The 15,426-nt window shown below is 67.9% G+C and carries 14 protein-coding genes; 8 read left to right on the top strand and 6 right to left on the bottom strand.

Annotated elements, in window-relative coordinates; all coding sequences use genetic code 11:
* Positions 1-48 precede the first annotated feature (48 nt).
* Both ABD301_RS15250 and ABD301_RS15245 read right to left on the bottom strand, forming a co-directional pair.
* Positions 49-579: a hypothetical protein gene (locus ABD301_RS15250; RefSeq protein ID WP_163567778.1), complete on the bottom strand. Its 531-nt coding sequence runs from the start codon at positions 577-579 to the stop codon at positions 49-51.
* Positions 576-1,097 carry a SigE family RNA polymerase sigma factor gene (locus tag ABD301_RS15245; protein WP_344310862.1) on the bottom strand — a complete coding sequence of 174 codons (522 nt, stop codon included), beginning with the start codon at positions 1,095-1,097 and terminating at the stop codon, positions 576-578. Before ABD301_RS15245 ends, ABD301_RS15250 begins: the two co-directional genes overlap by 4 nt.
* Positions 1,098-1,206: 109 nt before the next feature.
* Here ABD301_RS15245 and ABD301_RS15240 point away from each other — a divergent pair, with 109 nt between their 5' ends.
* Together ABD301_RS15240 and ABD301_RS15235 are read left to right on the top strand one after the other, a co-directional pair.
* Positions 1,207-2,109 carry a carbon-nitrogen hydrolase family protein gene (locus ABD301_RS15240; RefSeq protein WP_344310860.1) on the top strand — a complete coding sequence of 301 codons (903 nt, stop codon included), beginning with the start codon at positions 1,207-1,209 and terminating at the stop codon, positions 2,107-2,109.
* The gene (locus tag ABD301_RS15235) at positions 2,106-3,440 is read left to right on the top strand and encodes an APC family permease (protein WP_344310858.1); all 1,335 of its coding nucleotides are present in this window, start codon (positions 2,106-2,108) and stop codon (positions 3,438-3,440) included. The genes ABD301_RS15240 and ABD301_RS15235 overlap by 4 nt, the downstream gene beginning before the upstream one ends.
* A 245-nt stretch (positions 3,441-3,685) precedes the next feature.
* Here the strand turns inward: ABD301_RS15235 and ABD301_RS15230 are convergent, their stop codons facing one another.
* Complete coding sequence (locus ABD301_RS15230) at positions 3,686-4,963, bottom strand: amino acid deaminase (RefSeq protein ID WP_344310856.1); 1,278 nt, start codon at positions 4,961-4,963, stop codon at positions 3,686-3,688.
* Between the two features lie 252 nt (positions 4,964-5,215).
* Between ABD301_RS15230 and ABD301_RS15225 the strand changes: the two genes are divergently transcribed.
* The gene (locus ABD301_RS15225; protein ID WP_344310854.1) at positions 5,216-6,328 is read left to right on the top strand and encodes a PP2C family protein-serine/threonine phosphatase; all 1,113 of its coding nucleotides are present in this window, start codon (positions 5,216-5,218) and stop codon (positions 6,326-6,328) included.
* Positions 6,329-6,353: 25 nt separating this feature from the next.
* Here ABD301_RS15225 and ABD301_RS15220 read toward each other — a convergent pair whose 3' ends face one another.
* Together ABD301_RS15220 and ABD301_RS15215 are read right to left on the bottom strand one after the other, a co-directional pair.
* Entirely contained in the window at positions 6,354-7,142 is a 789-nt protein-coding gene (locus tag ABD301_RS15220) for a hypothetical protein (protein ID WP_163567782.1), read from the bottom strand.
* The gene (locus ABD301_RS15215) at positions 7,132-7,632 is read right to left on the bottom strand and encodes a sigma-70 family RNA polymerase sigma factor (protein WP_163567783.1); all 501 of its coding nucleotides are present in this window, start codon (positions 7,630-7,632) and stop codon (positions 7,132-7,134) included. The genes ABD301_RS15220 and ABD301_RS15215 overlap by 11 nt, the downstream gene beginning before the upstream one ends.
* 234 nt (positions 7,633-7,866) lie before the next feature.
* On the opposite strand from ABD301_RS15215, the gene ABD301_RS15210 reads away from it, so the two are divergent.
* The 5 genes from ABD301_RS15210 to ABD301_RS15190 all read left to right on the top strand — a co-directional run bounded on the left by ABD301_RS15210 (position 7,867) and on the right by ABD301_RS15190 (position 13,922).
* The gene (locus ABD301_RS15210; protein WP_344311139.1) at positions 7,867-9,720 is read left to right on the top strand and encodes an acyl-CoA dehydrogenase; all 1,854 of its coding nucleotides are present in this window, start codon (positions 7,867-7,869) and stop codon (positions 9,718-9,720) included.
* Positions 9,721-9,927: 207 nt separating this feature from the next.
* The gene (locus ABD301_RS15205; protein WP_344310851.1) at positions 9,928-10,965 is read left to right on the top strand and encodes a DUF8189 domain-containing protein; all 1,038 of its coding nucleotides are present in this window, start codon (positions 9,928-9,930) and stop codon (positions 10,963-10,965) included.
* 155 nt (positions 10,966-11,120) lie between these two features.
* Entirely contained in the window at positions 11,121-12,131 is a 1,011-nt protein-coding gene (locus ABD301_RS15200) for a DUF8189 domain-containing protein (protein WP_344310850.1), read from the top strand.
* Positions 12,132-12,210: 79 nt separating this feature from the next.
* Entirely contained in the window at positions 12,211-12,729 is a 519-nt protein-coding gene (locus ABD301_RS15195) for a SigE family RNA polymerase sigma factor (RefSeq protein WP_344310849.1), read from the top strand.
* Positions 12,726-13,922, top strand: a complete 1,197-nt coding sequence (locus ABD301_RS15190) for a DUF8189 domain-containing protein (RefSeq protein WP_344310847.1) — start codon at positions 12,726-12,728, stop codon at positions 13,920-13,922. Before ABD301_RS15195 ends, ABD301_RS15190 begins: the two co-directional genes overlap by 4 nt.
* On the opposite strand, the gene sthA is transcribed toward ABD301_RS15190, so the two are convergent.
* Positions 13,919-15,397, bottom strand: a complete 1,479-nt coding sequence (gene sthA / locus ABD301_RS15185; protein ID WP_344310845.1) for a Si-specific NAD(P)(+) transhydrogenase — start codon at positions 15,395-15,397, stop codon at positions 13,919-13,921. The two genes, ABD301_RS15190 and sthA, sit on opposite strands and share 4 nt — an antisense overlap.
* Positions 15,398-15,426: the final 29 nt, after the last annotated feature.

The following is a 15,426-nucleotide window of genomic DNA, read 5'->3' as shown; positions in this document are numbered from 1 at the left end:
AAAAGTGCGGCGACCCGCTCGGGGTCGCCGCACTTTTTTGTTTGTACGTCAGCGGTGACGCGCTGGCGCGGGCGCGATGCGCGGCGGCTGGGCCGGCGCGGGCACTGTGTGCGGGGGCCGGACCGGCGCGGGCGCGGCGTGCGGCGGATTCGCCGGCTGCGCTGGCGCCGCTCCCGGCTTGGCAGGCACCGCACGCGGCGGCGACACGGGTGGGGTGCCCAGCCGCGGCGGCCGCGGCTGCGTCGTGCACGCGGGCATGGGCGGTACGTCCGGTTTCACCGCCGTCGGCGCGCCGCTGCGTTTGACCGGCGGCTTCACCGGCAGCGGGGCCGGCACCGCACAGGGCGGCTTGACCGGCAGCGGAGCCACCGGCGCCGGTTTCGGAGTCGAACTGGCGGCGAAGGCAAACGGAGCCGCGCCGAGGCCGATGGCGCCGAGCACCGCCACCCCGGCGGTGGTCAGCGCGATCCGTCGACGGACCCTGCGGCGGACGACCTGGTCGGTGAGATTCAAGGGAACTGCCTCCTGGGAGATATCGCGCAGCGTGTCCCGAAGCACGTCCTCCAACTGGCTGCTCAAGACCTGGCCTCCAGGATTTCGGTGCGGCGGGCGAGCTCGGGCGCTAGTACGCGTAGCCGTGCGACGGCCTTGTGGGTCTGGCTTCGGACAGTGCCGACCGAGCAACCGAGGATTTCCGCGACCTGCGTCTCGGAGAGATCCTCGAAATACCGCAGGACCAACACCGTGCGCTGCTTCCCGGTCAGGCGCATCAGCGCCTGCCGGACCTGCAGCCGCAGGTCGGTCTGCTGGCTCGGATCGGCAGTCGGGGTTTCCGGCAGTTGCTGGACGGTGGTCTCCCGGCGGCGGGCCGCCCACCTCCACCAACTGACCTGCTCGTGGTAGAGAACCTTGCGCACGTACGCCTCGGGATCCTCGTGCCGCAGGGTCCGCCATCTCACCAGGGTTTTGGTGAGCGCGGTCTGCAGCAGGTCCTCGGCCCGGTGCTGGTCCCCGGCGAGCAGGTACGCAAGGCGCATCAGCGCCGGGGTCCGTGCCGCCACAAACTCCCCGAACTGCCGCTTCGCCTCGCTGTCCACTCCACCCCTTCTCGGTCTTACCCACACTCAGACGCCACAGCCCTAGCGAATCTATGCCGCCTTCGCCGATTTCTTTTTCAGCGTTGTGGTGACCACAACCGTCCCGTGGATGGCGCGGCGGCGAGAGCGGCCGCATGCTGAGCTGATGCCTCGCTGGTTGCCGATCGCCCTGGTGCAGTCCGACCCGCTGCCGGTGCGCACGTCCGGCGTGGACCTGGGCGCTTTCGCCGCGGACGTACGCGCGACCCTGGATCGCTTTCCACAAACCCGGTTGGTCGTTTATCCGGAACTGCATCTTTTTGGTGACCAGGCTGGCAATCCGGAGCTGGCCGAGCCCATCGGCGGCCGCCGAACCCGCGATCTGGCCGAGCTGGCCGGCGAGCTGGGCATCTGGCTGCTGCCCGGGACGCTTTGCGAGCGCGCGGACAGTACTGCTGTCTACAACACCGCCGCGCTGTTCTCGCCGGACGGCCAACTGGCCGGAACATACCGCAAATGCTTCCCCTGGCGGCCGTACGAGCCGTACCGTCCAGGCACCGGCTTCACCGTCATCGACCTGCCCGGGCTCGGCCGGGTCGGGCTGTCCATCTGTTACGACGCGTGGTTCCCCGAGGTGGCCCGGCAGTTGGCCTGGATGGGAGCTGAGGTGATCATCAATCCCACCCAGACCACCACCTCCGACCGGGCCCAGGAACTGGTTCTGACCAGGGCGAACGCGATCGTCAACCAGGTCTTCGTGGTGAGCCCCAACGCGGCCGCGCCGACCGGTGTCGGGCAGAGCCTGGTCGTCGACCCGGAAGGGCGCGTACGGGTGCGCGCCGGCCGGGCCGCGGAGGTGCTCACCGACGTGATCGACTTCGACGAGGTGGCGCGCGTACGCGCTTATGGCACGGCTGGGCTGAACCGGATGTGGCACCAGTTCCGGCCCGACGACGAGCCGCTCGAGCTGCCCGTCTACGGCGGCCGGATCGACCCGAGAACCTGGACCCCGAAGCAGGAGGGCACCCCATGAGTGATTCCCCGCAACGGTTGACCCGTACGCTCACCCTCGGCCCGCTGGTCCTTTTCGGCCTCGCGTATATGGCACCGATGATCGTGCTCGGCACTTTTGGCGTTCTGGACAAAGCATCCAATGGCACCGTGCCCACTGCCTATTTGCTGGCGCTGGTGGCGATGCTCTTCACCGCGATCAGTTACGGCCGAATGGCACGCGCCTTCCCGGTCGCCGGCTCGGCCTACACATACACCCGCCGAACCATCGACTCCCGCGTCGGTTTCCTCGTCGGCTGGGCAGTCCTGTTGGACTATTTCTGGCTTCCCACAGTCATCTGGCTGATCGGTGCTTCATATCTTTCGGCCGAGTTCCCCGGCGTACCGACCTGGCTGTGGATCGTCGCTTTTATCGCGCTGACCACCATTTTGAACATCCTCGGCCTGAAACTGGCGACGAACATCAACCTGCTGCTGATGGCGATGCAGGTCTTGGTACTGATTTTCTTCATTGTGCTGTCTTTCGGTCATGCCGCCTCCACCGCTGGCGCCGCCGGCATCCTCTCCGCCACCCCGTTCGGCCATCCGGGCAGCACGCTCTCCGGCATCGCCGCCGCGGCCGCGATCGCCGCCTATTCGTTCCTCGGATTCGACGCCATCACCACCCTGACCGAGGAAACCCGCGATCCCGAACGTACGGTCCCGAAAGCCATCGTGCTGGTCACGATCATCGGCGGCGTGATTTTCGTGGTGGCCTCGTACGCGACGCAGCTCGTGGCGAGCAGCGTGCACATCAAGGACCCGAACTCGGCCGCATTCGAGATCGCCGCGGTGATTGGCGGCCGGCTTTTCTCCGCGATTTTCCTCGCCGGTCTGGTGATCACCCAGTTCGCCTCCGGCATCGCCGCGCAGGCCAGCGCCTCCCGGCTGCTCTACGCGATGGGCCGCGACTCGGTCTTGCCGAAGAAGATTTTCGGGTTCGTCAACGAACGGTTCCACACCCCTTTGATCAACATCCTGCTGACCGGCGCGGTCGGGCTGATCGGCATTTTCCTGGACATCTCCACGGCGGCATCGTTCATCAACTTCGGCGCTTTCACCGCATTCACGTTCGTCAATCTCTGCGTGATCGCGTACGCGCTGCGGCAGCGGACCCTACGGGGCCCGGCTGGATGGATTCTCAACTTGGTGATCCCGCTGATCGGCGCCGCGGTCGACGTGTGGCTGCTGACGAACCTGGACAGCAACGCCCTGCTTATCGGCCTTTGCTGGTTGGTCATCGGAGTGGTGATCCTGGTCTACCTGACCCGCGGTTTCCGGCGCCCGCCCCCAGAAGTCACCTTCTCCGAGTAATCCGCCTCCTACGACCGAAAAGAGCCCGATCCCGGAGAGTGGCCACAACTCCTCGGGATCGGGCTGGAATTCGTCACGCTGTCAGCATCTTTGATGACAGTCGCGCGGCGCCGCCACTGGCATAACGACGCATCGCTCGGCAGGAGCACAGCGACCCGTTCCGCCCCGGACCCAGCCGCCACACTCTTCGAACACATGTTCGAGTATAGCCGGACTCGCTAACAGCCCGCCAGTTGGGGGTCGGTTCAGAAGAACGTACGGATGGCGTCGACGACTGTGGTGTTGGTGTCGATGACGGGGAGCAGGCGCCACTTGTCGAAGGCGGTGCACGGGTGCGCGATGCCGAAGGTCAGTACGTCACCGGGTCGCAATGGCAGATCTGATCGAAGGAAGGCGTGCTGGTCGTTGAGTTTGCCCACCTTCGCGCGGCCGGTGACGTCGGTACGAGTGCCGGCGGCGTCGATCCAGGTCAGCGGGATCGGGAGTTCCTGGTCGTACGAGACGTCCCGTTTGCCGAAGCCGACGATGGCGTTGCCGGGCTCGGGGGTGGAGAGCACTTCGGCCCACAGCTCCAGGGCCGGCCGCAGCGCGGGGCCGTCACCGCCGGACCGGAGCGGGGAGGTCACCTCGTACGAGCCGTGGTCGTGGGTGACGTAACAGCCGCTGCGCAGGACCGTACGCACCGGCCGGCTGAGCGTGCCGATCTGCTCCGCGGCCACCACCACCCGGTCGAAGAACGCGCTGCCGCCGGCGGTGAAGAGGACCTCATCCCCGTCGAAGAGACCGCGCTTGTCGATCTCGGTGAGCAGGGCTGTCATCCGGCCGAGGACGGCGTCGATCGCCGCGAGAGTGACCGGCTCGCGGTTGGATCCGGCGACGCCTTCGAACGCCTCCACACCGGCCAGCCGAAGTTGGGGGAGGCCAGCGATGTGCTCGGCCAAGGCGAGTGCCTCGGTGTCGTCGCGTACGCCCGCACGGCCGGCCGGCAGGCCGACCTCCAGCAACACCGGGAGAGGTCGGACCGCGCCGGCGGCGGCCAGGATCGAGGCCATCCGGTCGGCCGTGTACGCGGAGTCGACCAGGCAGAAGAGCTCGAACGACTCGTCCGCGTCGAGCTGCTGCGCGACCCAGCGCAGGCCCACTGGGCTGACCAGCTCGTTGGCCAGCACGATCCGCCGTACGCCGAAGGAACGCATGATCCGGGCCTGGCTGACGGTGGCCGCGGTGACGCCCCAGGCACCGGCCTGGAGCTGACGGAGAAACAGCTGCGGAGCCATCGGGGTCTTGCCATGCGGAGCGAGCGACACGTTCCGGTCGGCGCACCATTTCGCCATCAGCGCGAGGTTGTGGTCGAGGGCGTCCTGGTGCAGCACCAGCGCGGGTAACAGCAGGTCGCCGGCCAGCACGTTCCAGCCGGCGGCGGCCACCGTGCCGATCGTGTACGTGGTTTCCGATGGCGGGAAGCCCTTGTACTGGTTGTCGATCGGCTCTCGGATCAGCTGCTCATAAGAAGCGGTGGTCACCGGAGAAACCCTCTCATGCGCCGGCCGTACGAGAGTGCCGCCCGTCCGGAAAAGGTCTCAACCCACGTCCGCGACATGCTGAGGATTGCACGAAACTGGAGGAGGGCGGACCGGCGGCGCGGTACGGTCCGGCCACACAGCTGACCGATGCCGAGCGGAGGTCGCGGATGGGAACCGTCACTGCGGTCGGCCACCGCCCGAAAACAGGGGGTTAGTGTGCCGCCGCGAGCACGCGGAGTGCATGCTGACCAGGTGGCAAGGTCATCTGACGCACGCAACGGGTCGATCCCGACCATCTGCCTGCTCGGCGCGATAGCCGCCGCCTTCCTCATCATCGTGCTGGACTGGGTACAGGGCCCCGGCACGCCGTACGTGGCGATGTTGGTCGGCCCGCCACTGCTGTCCGCGACCTACTGCTCGGCCCGGCAGGTCGCCCTGGTGGGCGCACTGAGCACCGGCCTGTGCCTGTTGTGGACGTATATCCAGGCGTACGAGCTCACGGTGGACTCGGCCACCCAGACCGCGGCGGTTGTCGCGGCCACCGGCGTCGGGTGCCTGCTCGCCTCGCTGCGCAGCCGGGACGGCGAGGCGGTCGCCGAGATGGGCCGGGCCGGCAAGGAGGCGCAGCAGGCGATCCTGCGGGACATCGACCCGGAGATCGGCCAGCTCAGAGTCGCGCACCGCTATATCTCGGCCACTCGGGGCGCGGAGATCGGCGGCGACCTCTACGAGGCCCTGGACACACCGTATGGTGTCCGGCTGCTGATCGGGGACGTGCGCGGCAAGGGCCTGGACGCCGTCCGGCTCGCCTCCACCGTGCTCGGTTCCTTCCGCCATGTCGCGCACGAGCGCGCCGACCTGCGGGCGGTCGTCGCGGACCTGGACCGGGCGGTCGCCCGGTCGGTCGGCATCGAGGACTTCGTCACCGCGGCCGTCATCGAAGAGCGCGGCGGCACCCTGACCGTACTGAACTGCGGTCACCCACCACCCCTGCTGCTACGCGACGGCGGGGTGACTCCCCTGGACCCGCCGGCCCCAGCGCCGCCGCTGGGCTTCCTGCCGGTGGCCCGGCCGCGGATCGAACGGCTGCAGCCTGGTGACCGGCTGCTGCTCTACACGGACGGCATCGCCGAGGCGCGCCGCGACGGCGAGTTCTTCCCGCTGGCCGAGCGGTCCTGGCGGATCCTTGGCCACGGCACCGTCAAGGATGGCCTGATGTCGCTGGAAAACGCCCTGCGCGACTGGGTGCGGAACCTGCTCGACGACGACATCGCGCTGGTGTTGCTGGAATACGCGGGCGCCGGCAGCACGGCCACCGGCCAGCCCATCCCGGCCTGGGAGTGGGACGCGGCCGTCGAGGAGTGACCGACCGCGGTCGGCCGGTGGGTGGCTATCGGCCGGTGGGAGGGCTGGAGCACCGCACCAAGGCGCCGTTCAGCAAGTCGCTGACGTTGGCGAAATTGCCCGCGTACATCTGCGCGACGATCGCGTTCTTCACCACGAACCCGATCGAATAGCCGCCGACGGTTTCGGTGTAGGCCATGACACCTGTCTTGTTCGGGATCGAGGACAGGTTGCCGTACGTCCTTACCAACAGGTCCTCGGTGCTGCCCACCGCGATGCCGCTGGGGGTGCGATATGCGGGGCTGCTGGTCTCGACGAGCACGATCCGGCCGGCGGCGTCGGCGCTGATCAGCAGGTCGCCCGGCTGATGCGGCCCGACCGCCTGGTAGGACGCGTTCTTCACACAGACATCGGCGCCGCTCTTGGCCGGGGTCAACCATCCGGACTTGAGCAGTGCCTGCACGTTGACGTTGAGGTAGTACGGGTCCACACCGGTCGTGGTGAAGGTGGCCGAGACGCTGGTGCCCCCGGCCGGCACGTGCCCCGCGTACGTCGGCGTGGCGTCCGGTGACTGCGACGGCTCGCCGGACCCGGTCGCTAAGTTGCCGCCCTGCCCGGCCGCGGAGATCGCCTGGTGGTGCCGCAAATACGGGCCGGCCACGCCGAGGACACCGCCGGTGGCGAGCACCAGGGCGGTCACCGCGGTGGCGGTCGCGATGGTGAGGCGGCGGCGCCGAATGGCCCGGCCACGGGTGCGTACGGCGTCCAGCCGAGGCTCCGACGCGTACGGCGGCTCGCCATCGTCAAGGTGACGAAAATCCAGGTCAGGCATCATTGCGCACCTCCTCTCCAGCGGTCAGTCCAGCTCGTACCAACGCCATCGCCCTGGATGCGGTGGATTTCACCGTGCCCACCGAGCAGCCAAGGGTTTCCGCGACATCCCGCTCGGACATGTCCGCGACGTATCGCATGATCAGCACCTCGCGCTGTCGCTTGGACAGCCGCTGCAGCGCCTGCTGCAGGTCCAGCCGCTCGGCGCGATGCGGATCGCCGCCGAGGTCCCGTTCGTGCAGCGCGCTCTCGCGCCTGCGCCAGCGAGTCAGCCGGCGGACCTCGTCCAACGCCAGGTTGCCGGCCACCCGCGCCACCCACGGTTCGGAGTGGCCGGAGACCGTCTTCCACCGGGCGTACGCCCGAGCGCAGGCTTCGGCGGCCACATCCTCGGCCTGACTGCGGTCGCCGAGAATGCGGTAGCCGACGCGGTACGCGATCGCGAAAAGATCACGGAAGCAAGCCTCATAGGGCTGTCCGGTCACAGCTCCCATCGCTTCCGCCTTCGGCCGGCGCACCGCAATTGACACCGTCAGATATATCCCACCTTCACCCTTTGCGCTGGTGGTCCAGCGTCTCCCCCTGTCAACGTGCGGACCTCGCCGGAGGTTGAGTGGGGGATTTCGTGAAGCACGTCTCTTGCGGCCGTTACCTGCGGGTAATATCCTTAGTTACTGACGAGTAATCGAGGCTGGCACTCCCTGCTGCTAGTGGAGGAAGCGATCACGATGGCGCACTACAAGAGCAACCTCCGGGACATCGAGTTCAACCTGTTTGAGGTCTTTGGAACCGGTGACCGGCTGGCGAAGGGTCCGTACGCGGAGTTGGACTCCGACACGGTGCACAGCATCCTGTCCGAGGTCGACCGGTTTGTCCGGGAAGACCTCGCCGAGCAGTTCGCGGACGCCGACCGCAACCCGCCGGTCTACGACCCGAAGACGCGCTCGGTGACGATGCCGGCCGCCTTCAAGGCGTCCTTCCAGCGCTTGATGGGCACCGGTTACGTCAGCCTGGACCTGCCCGAGGAACTCGGCGGCACACTCGCCCCACGGGCGCTCTGGTGGTCGCTCGCCGAGTTGGTGCTGGGCGCCAACCCGGCCGCGTTCATGTATGCCGGCGGTCCCGGTTTCGCGGCCACCTTCTGGCGGCTGGGCACCGACGAGCAGAAGAAATGGGCGCAGATCTTCGTCGACAAGCAGTGGGGCGCCACCATGGTGCTCACCGAGCCGGACGCCGGCTCCGACGTGGGCGCCGGTCGTACGAAGGCGATCCCGCAGGCCGACGGCACCTGGCACATCGAGGGCGTCAAGCGGTTCATCACCTCGGCCGAGCACGACATGACCGACAACATCATTCATTACGTGCTGGCCCGGCCGGTGGACACCGCCGGCGCCGGCGGCCCGGGCACCAAGGGCCTCAGCCTGTTCATGGTCCCCAAGTTCCACTTCGACGACGAGACCGGCGAGTTGGGTGAGCGCAACGGCGCGTACGTGACGAACGTCGAGCACAAAATGGGCCTGAAGGCCTCCACCACCTGCGAACTGACCTTCGGCGACGGTGCGCCGGCGGTCGGCTGGCTGGTCGGCGAGGTGCACGACGGCATCCGGCAGATGTTCAAGATCATCGAGTACGCCCGGATGCTGGTCGGCACGAAAGCCATCGCCACCCTGTCGACCGGCTACCTGAACGCGCTCGACTACGCGAAGTCGCGGGTCCAGGGTGCCGACCTGACCCAGCAGACCGACAAGGCCGCACCGCGGGTGACCATCACCCACCATCCGGACGTACGCCGCTCGCTGATGCTGCAGAAGTCGTACGCCGAGGGCCTGCGCGCCCTGGTGCAGTACACCGCGAGCGTGCAGGACGACGTGATCGCCGCCCGGTTCGCCGGCGACGCGGCCGCCGAGAAGGCCGCCGAGCACCTGAACGACCTGCTGCTGCCACTGGTCAAGGGCGGCGGTTCGGAACGCTCGTACGAGCTGCTCGGGTCGCAGACCCTGCAGACGTACGGCGGCTCCGGCTTCCTGCAGGACTATCCGATCGAGCAGTACATCCGCGACTCCAAGATCGACACGCTGTACGAGGGCACCACCGCGATCCAGGGCATGGACCTGTTCTTCCGCAAGATCGTGAAGGACAACGGCCAGGCGCTGACCGTGCTGGCGACTCAGATCAACGAAACCGTCGCCGCGGACGGCGGCAACGGCCGGCTGAAGCAAGAGCGGGCCGCGGTCGGGCAGGCGCTCGCCGACGTGCAGGGGATGGTCGGCACGCTGGTCGGTTTCCTGATGTCCAGCCAGGAAGAGCGGCGCAACGTCTACAAGGTCGGGCTGAACACCTCCCGACTGCTGCTGTCCCTGGTCGACCTGGTGGTCGGCTGGCTGCTCGTACGCCAGGCCGAGGTCGCACTCGGCGCACTGGACGCGGGTGGCCTCAAGCCCGCGGACGAGGCCTTCTACACCGGCAAGCTGGCCGCCGCGCGATTCTACACCCAGACGGTTCTGCCGGAGCTCACCGCCCGCCGTACCGTGGTGGAAACCACCAACCTCGACCTGATGGATATTCCGGAAGAGGCTTTCTAGGATCCGCCTCAACCCCACCACAAGGCGAAGAAACGCAGGTCACGCGACCTGCGTTTTTTCGTGCCGAGAAACCGTATCGCCCCTTGGGGCAGTCCCGGCGAATCCCATGCAACGGGTTTCGCCGCCGGTCCCGTCCTTCCCGTGTAGGGGTCGTCATGGAGCGGCTCCGAAAGATTCGGGGAAGGATTTCTTCTGATGAACTCTCGAATGACGACGAAACGATCCAGGGCGTTCGCGGGCGTACTTGCCGGTGTTTCGGTTTTCGCTGGCATCGCTTCGATTCCGGCGGCAGCGCAGGCCGCGACGGCACCGTACGACATCTCACCGCAGCGGGTGGCCGGTTCGTACGCGGCGGACGGCCTGCACGTGTTCGTACGCGGCACGACTGGCTATCTGTACCAGAAAGTTATCGCCAAGAACGGGCAGCAGGGTTCCTGGACCGTTTTCGACACCACCCAGGTCGCCAGCTCGCCTGCGTCCACTGTGGACAGTGAAGGCCGGGTTTACCTTGCCGTACGGGCAACAAACGGCAATGTCCTCTATCAGTGGCGGGAGCCCAACGGCAGCTGGACCGGCTGGAAGAACATCGGCGGCACGACGTACGGCGCGCCGGCCCTGCAGGCCATTCCGGCGCAGAACGGGCAATACCCCGAGGTTCTGATCGCCGCCCAGAACAGCGCCGGCCAGCCGCAGGCCCGGGCCTTCACGCCCGGGACCCTGTCGCCACCGATCGCACACTGGGCCAGCTGGGTGGGACTCGACGACCAGGTGCTGCAGGCCGCTCCGATGCTCGGCGCCGCCCAAGGATGCCAGGACACCCCGCGGGACGGCGCACCCGACTCGGCCCAGCCGAACGCGGTCGTCCTGCTCGGACGAGGCAGCAACGGAAACGGCATGCAGCGGGAGGTCTGCGGTGACGCGCCGTCGCCGGCGCCGGCGACCTGGTTCCTCAACTCCGAGGGCACCAGCTCCGGTATCGCCAGCGACTCGCACGGCGGGGTTTGGTTCCGAGGCACCGACGGAGCGCTCTGGGACGGGACCCGGGTAGGTGTTCCGGCTGCCGGGCGTCGGGTGGCTTGCACGCCGACCGTCGCCGGCTACCAGGTGCCGAAGAACGGTGGCACGCCGACGGACCCGCGCTCCGTGCTGGTCCGGGACGACCAGGGCACCAGCTGGCTTTACGTTCCGGTGGAAGAGGACGGCACTGGCGGCACCTGGACGAACCTGGGCGGCATCGCCACCTGATCCACTGTCTATCCACGGTTTCTTGCTTTCCGAACAGGTGCGGGGACTGCCCAACGGTGGTCCCCGCACCTGTGCAACCGATCGACGGGCCGACCCCGTCCACTGAATGTGACGGTCGCAGTTCGCGGCCAGCTGGTACTGGGAAGAGTTCGCAGATGAGATCCACCGCATCCCGGCGAATCGCCTTGGCGGTCACCGGAGTATCCCTGGGAGTGGGTGCGGTCTTCGCCGCCCCGGTGGCCGCTCAGGCGGCGCCGTACGACATCTCGCCGCAGCGGGTGGCCGGTGCGTACGCCAGCGACGGCCTGCATGTCTTCGCCCGGAATCCGAACGGATACCTCGACCAGAAGATCATCTCGCCGAACGGCCACCAGAGCGGCTGGGTGCAGATGGGTACGACGGTGGCCAGCTCGCCGGCGGCCACCGTGGATGAGAACGGTCGGATCTACGTGGCGGCCAGGGCCAGCAACGGAAACGTTCTCTACCGCTGGCGCGAAGCGGCCGGGACCTGGACGGGCTGGCACAACATCGGCGGCAACACGTACGGCGCGCCGGCCCTGCAGGCGATCCCTGCCGAAGCCGGCCCACCCGCGTACGTGGCCGTGGCCGCCCAGACCGCCGCCGGTACGGCGCAGCTGCGACTGTTCCAGCCAGGCTCGCTGTCACCACGGCGGTACGGGATCGGCTCGACGTGGACGGAGTTCGACAAGCAGGTGCTGCAGTCGGCGCCCATGCTCGGAGTGCAGGTGAACTGCCAGGCCCCGGACGGCTTTCCCACCGTCGCCTTCGTCAACGGGCGGTCCGCCACCGGCACCGGCATCCACCGCGCGGTCTGCGACCAGCCCGGACCGAAGTGGCAGCCAACCGTCGGGCGAACGGCGTCCAGCATCGCCCAGGACTTCCAGAACGGCTTTTGGTATCGCGGCACCGACGGCGCGCTATGGAACAACACGACCAGGGTGGGCGTACCAGCCACCGGCCTCCGGGTCGCTTGTACGCCGACCGTCTCCGGAGCCCGCGTACGACCGTGGGTCGTCAGCTCGCTGGATCCGGACTCGGTGCTGGTACGCGACAACCTCGGCCACGCCTGGCTCTACACCCCGCCGGGCGGCTTCGGAAACGTCACCGGAGGCGTCTGGACGAGCCTGGGCGGATCGGCGGTCTAGCTCCGGCATGTCGGTCATCCTCGCAAGCACGGCAACTAACCCGGTGTGCTTTGAGCTCCCATGCACTACAACGGGCAGAGTGCGGGGAGCAGAGCGGGAGGCATACGTGGAGTACGTCTCCCGCTGTTCCCCTCGGCTACGCCGGATCGCCACCCTGTTGGCCGGCGATCCGGCCCGCGGCGACGACCTCGTGCAGGAGACCCTGACAAAGCTCTTTGTGCAGTGGAAACGCGCCAGTGGGGCGGACAATATCGATCGGTACGTGCAGCGGATGCTCTACCGGGTGTTCATCGACGACCGCCGCCGCAAGTGGGCGAGCGTACGACTGTTCGACACGATGCCGGAGTCGGCCTATACCGCCAGCGATCCGGCCGACGCGATGGCGGTCCGTACGGCCCTCCGGCAAGTCCCCAAAGGGCAACGGGCGGTGCTCGTTCTGAGGTTCTTTGGGGACCTCTCGGTCAACGAGACCGCCGAGGTGTTGGGCTGCTCGGTGGGCAATGTGAAAAGCCAGACCGCGCGGGGGCTGGAGGCACTCAAGGGTGCGCTCAACCCACCGGAGGCACCGCTCGCGTCCTCGTCTGGAGCAAGCCGATGAGCGACGACGACCTGCAGACCACTGAGGCCCGGCGGTTGCTGGGGCTGGCCGCGGAAACATCAGTTCCGTCGGCGATCGACATCGGCCAGGCGGTGGTCGACGGGACCCGACAAGTACGCCGTCGCCGGCTGGCCGTGAACCTCGCCGCCGTGGTCGGGGTAGCGGTGGTCGGCATCGGTACGGCGGCCACCGTGCTGACCGGCCATTCCGCGCCCACCCCGGCCCCGATCGCGGCCAGACCGGACCCGTCCGCGGCGGCCACTGGGCCGGCAGCGTTGCCAGGGCCGGCCGGACCGGCCCGGGCGGCCGCGGTCCTCGGGGACATCTCGCCGCAGCGGGTCGCCGGCGCACCGACCCCGGACGGCGTGCTGATCGCCACCCGCGGGTCAGACGGACGGGTGAACGTACGTCCCGCGGGCTCCGGCCAGTGGATCGCGCTGGACGGCGTGGTGAGCACCTCGCCGGCCGCCGCCACTGTGGACGGCCGGGTCTACATCGCCGCCCGCGGCGACGCCGGAGACGTCCTCCTGCGCTGGCAGGACGGCGACACCTGGACGCGGTGGGTCTCCCTCGGCGGCACCACCACTTCGGCGCCGTCGATCGTCGGAACCGGCGGCCACCAGCTCTTTGTCACCGCCCGTACGAGCGGCCTGCAGGTCTCGTACGCGCGAGTCGACCTGGACACCCCCAGCCACAAACCCAGCTGGAGAACAATCGCCGGACTCGATGCGTACTCGGCACCGCTGGCCGGCCCAGTCTCGACTGTTGGCTGCGTGAACGCCGTTCCGGTGAGCGCTCGCGGCTTTCAGGACGGCCGGCTGTACGTGACCGCCGTCTGCCCGGACGGCTCGTCCGCTGGCTGGCACCAGCCGTTCGGCGACCAGATCGCCTCCGGCGCCGCGATCGGCACCCCGCTCACCGGCGGCGCGCAGAAACCGGCCGCGGTGGTGTGGTTCCGCGGCGTCGAAGGCGGCCTCTGGGTGTGGCCAGGAGCCGGAAAGCCGGCCTCGGTCGGCGTGCCGCCCCGGCTCGCGGTGCAGCGCATCGCCTGTACGCCGACCGTCGTCACCCAAACGCCCGGCCGCATGGTCGTGCTGGTACGTACGACCACCGGCTCGGTTTGGGCTTACACCGCCCAGCAAAACGCTCCAACGACCGGCCAGTGGACCACGCTTGGCGGTTATGCTTCCTAGGAGGTCGTTTTCTTCGCCGCTGATGTGGCGGGGCGTACGGCCTTTTCCCCGATCCTCGGGCTCACTGGGACAGCCGAAATCCTTTGAACCGCACGCATCTTGTTGAGCACGTCCAATGCTGCCACCTTGTACGACTCGGCCAACGTCGGGTAGTTGAAGACCGCGTCCACCAGATAGTCGACCGTGCCACCGCACCCCATCACGGCCTGTCCAATGTGGACGAGCTCGGTGGCGTTGGTGCCGAAGACGTGCACGCCGAGCAGCTTGCGGTCGTCGTTGGAGACCAGGATCTTCAACATTCCGTACGAGTCACCGATAATCGCGCCACGCGCGAGCTCCCGGTAGCGGGCCACCCCGACCTCGAACGGAATCGACGACTCGGTCAGCTCATCCTCGGTCTTGCCGACGAAACTGATCTCCGGGATCGAGTAGATGCCGATCGGATAAAGGTCCGAAAGGTGGTCCACCGGCTCGCCGAAACCGTGGTGCGCGGCTACCCGGCCCTGCTCCATGCTGGTGGCCGCGAGAGCCGGGAAACCAATCACGTCACCGACCGCGTAAATGTGGCCGACCTCGGTCTGGAAGTTCTCGTTGACGGTGATCCGGCCGCGCTTGTCAGCGGCCAACCCGGCCGCTTCCAGGTTGAGCTCGTCGGTGACGCCCTGCCGGCCGGCCGAATACATCACGGTGTCGGCGAGCAGTTTCTTGCCGCTTTCCAAATGCGTGAGCGTCATGTCCTCATGGCGTTCCACCGCGGCCACCGTCTCGCGGAACCGGAAGGTCACCGCCAGATCGCGCAAGTGGTATTTGAGCGCCTCGACGACCTCCAGGTCGCAGAAGTCGAGCATTCGCTCGCGGGACTCGACCACGGTGACCTTCGAGCCCAGAGCGGCGAACATCGAGGCGTACTCGATGCCGATCACCCCGGCGCCGACCACCACCAGCGAGCGCGGAATGCGGTCGATCCGCAGGATCTGGTCGGCGTCCACCACCGTACGACCATCGAAGTCCACAGTGGACGGTCGAGCCGGTTTGGTGCCGACCGCGATGACAATTCGCTCCGCCGACACCTTGCGTTCGTCCGACCCGTCGTCCTGCCGGATGGCCACCGTGTGGTCGTCCAGGAAACGCGCCGACCCGGGCAGCAGCGCCACCCGGTTGCGCGAGAGCTGGCTGCGGATCACGTCGATCTCACGGCTGATCACGTGCTGCGTACGGGCCGCCAGGTCGCCGAACGTGATGTCGTCCTTGACCCGGTAGCTCTGGCCGTACAGTTCCCGCTGGTTGAGGCCGGTGAGATAGAGAACCGCCTCACGCAGTGTCTTGGACGGGATGGTCCCGGTGTTGATGCAAACCCCGCCGACCATGTGCCGGCGGTCCACGATGGCCACCCGGCCACCCAGCTTCGCGCCGGCGATCGCGGCCTTCTGGCCACTCGGCCCAGAACCAAGCACCAGCAGGTCGAAGTCATACATTCCGCAGGCCCCCTCGTCGTCAACGCCCA

Source organism: Fodinicola feengrottensis (genome assembly GCF_039530045.1).
Classification (GTDB): domain Bacteria; phylum Actinomycetota; class Actinomycetes; order Mycobacteriales; family HKI-0501; genus Fodinicola; species Fodinicola feengrottensis.
The sequence above is the reverse complement of the archived record's forward strand: the minus strand, read 5'-3'. Positions and strand labels throughout refer to the sequence as shown.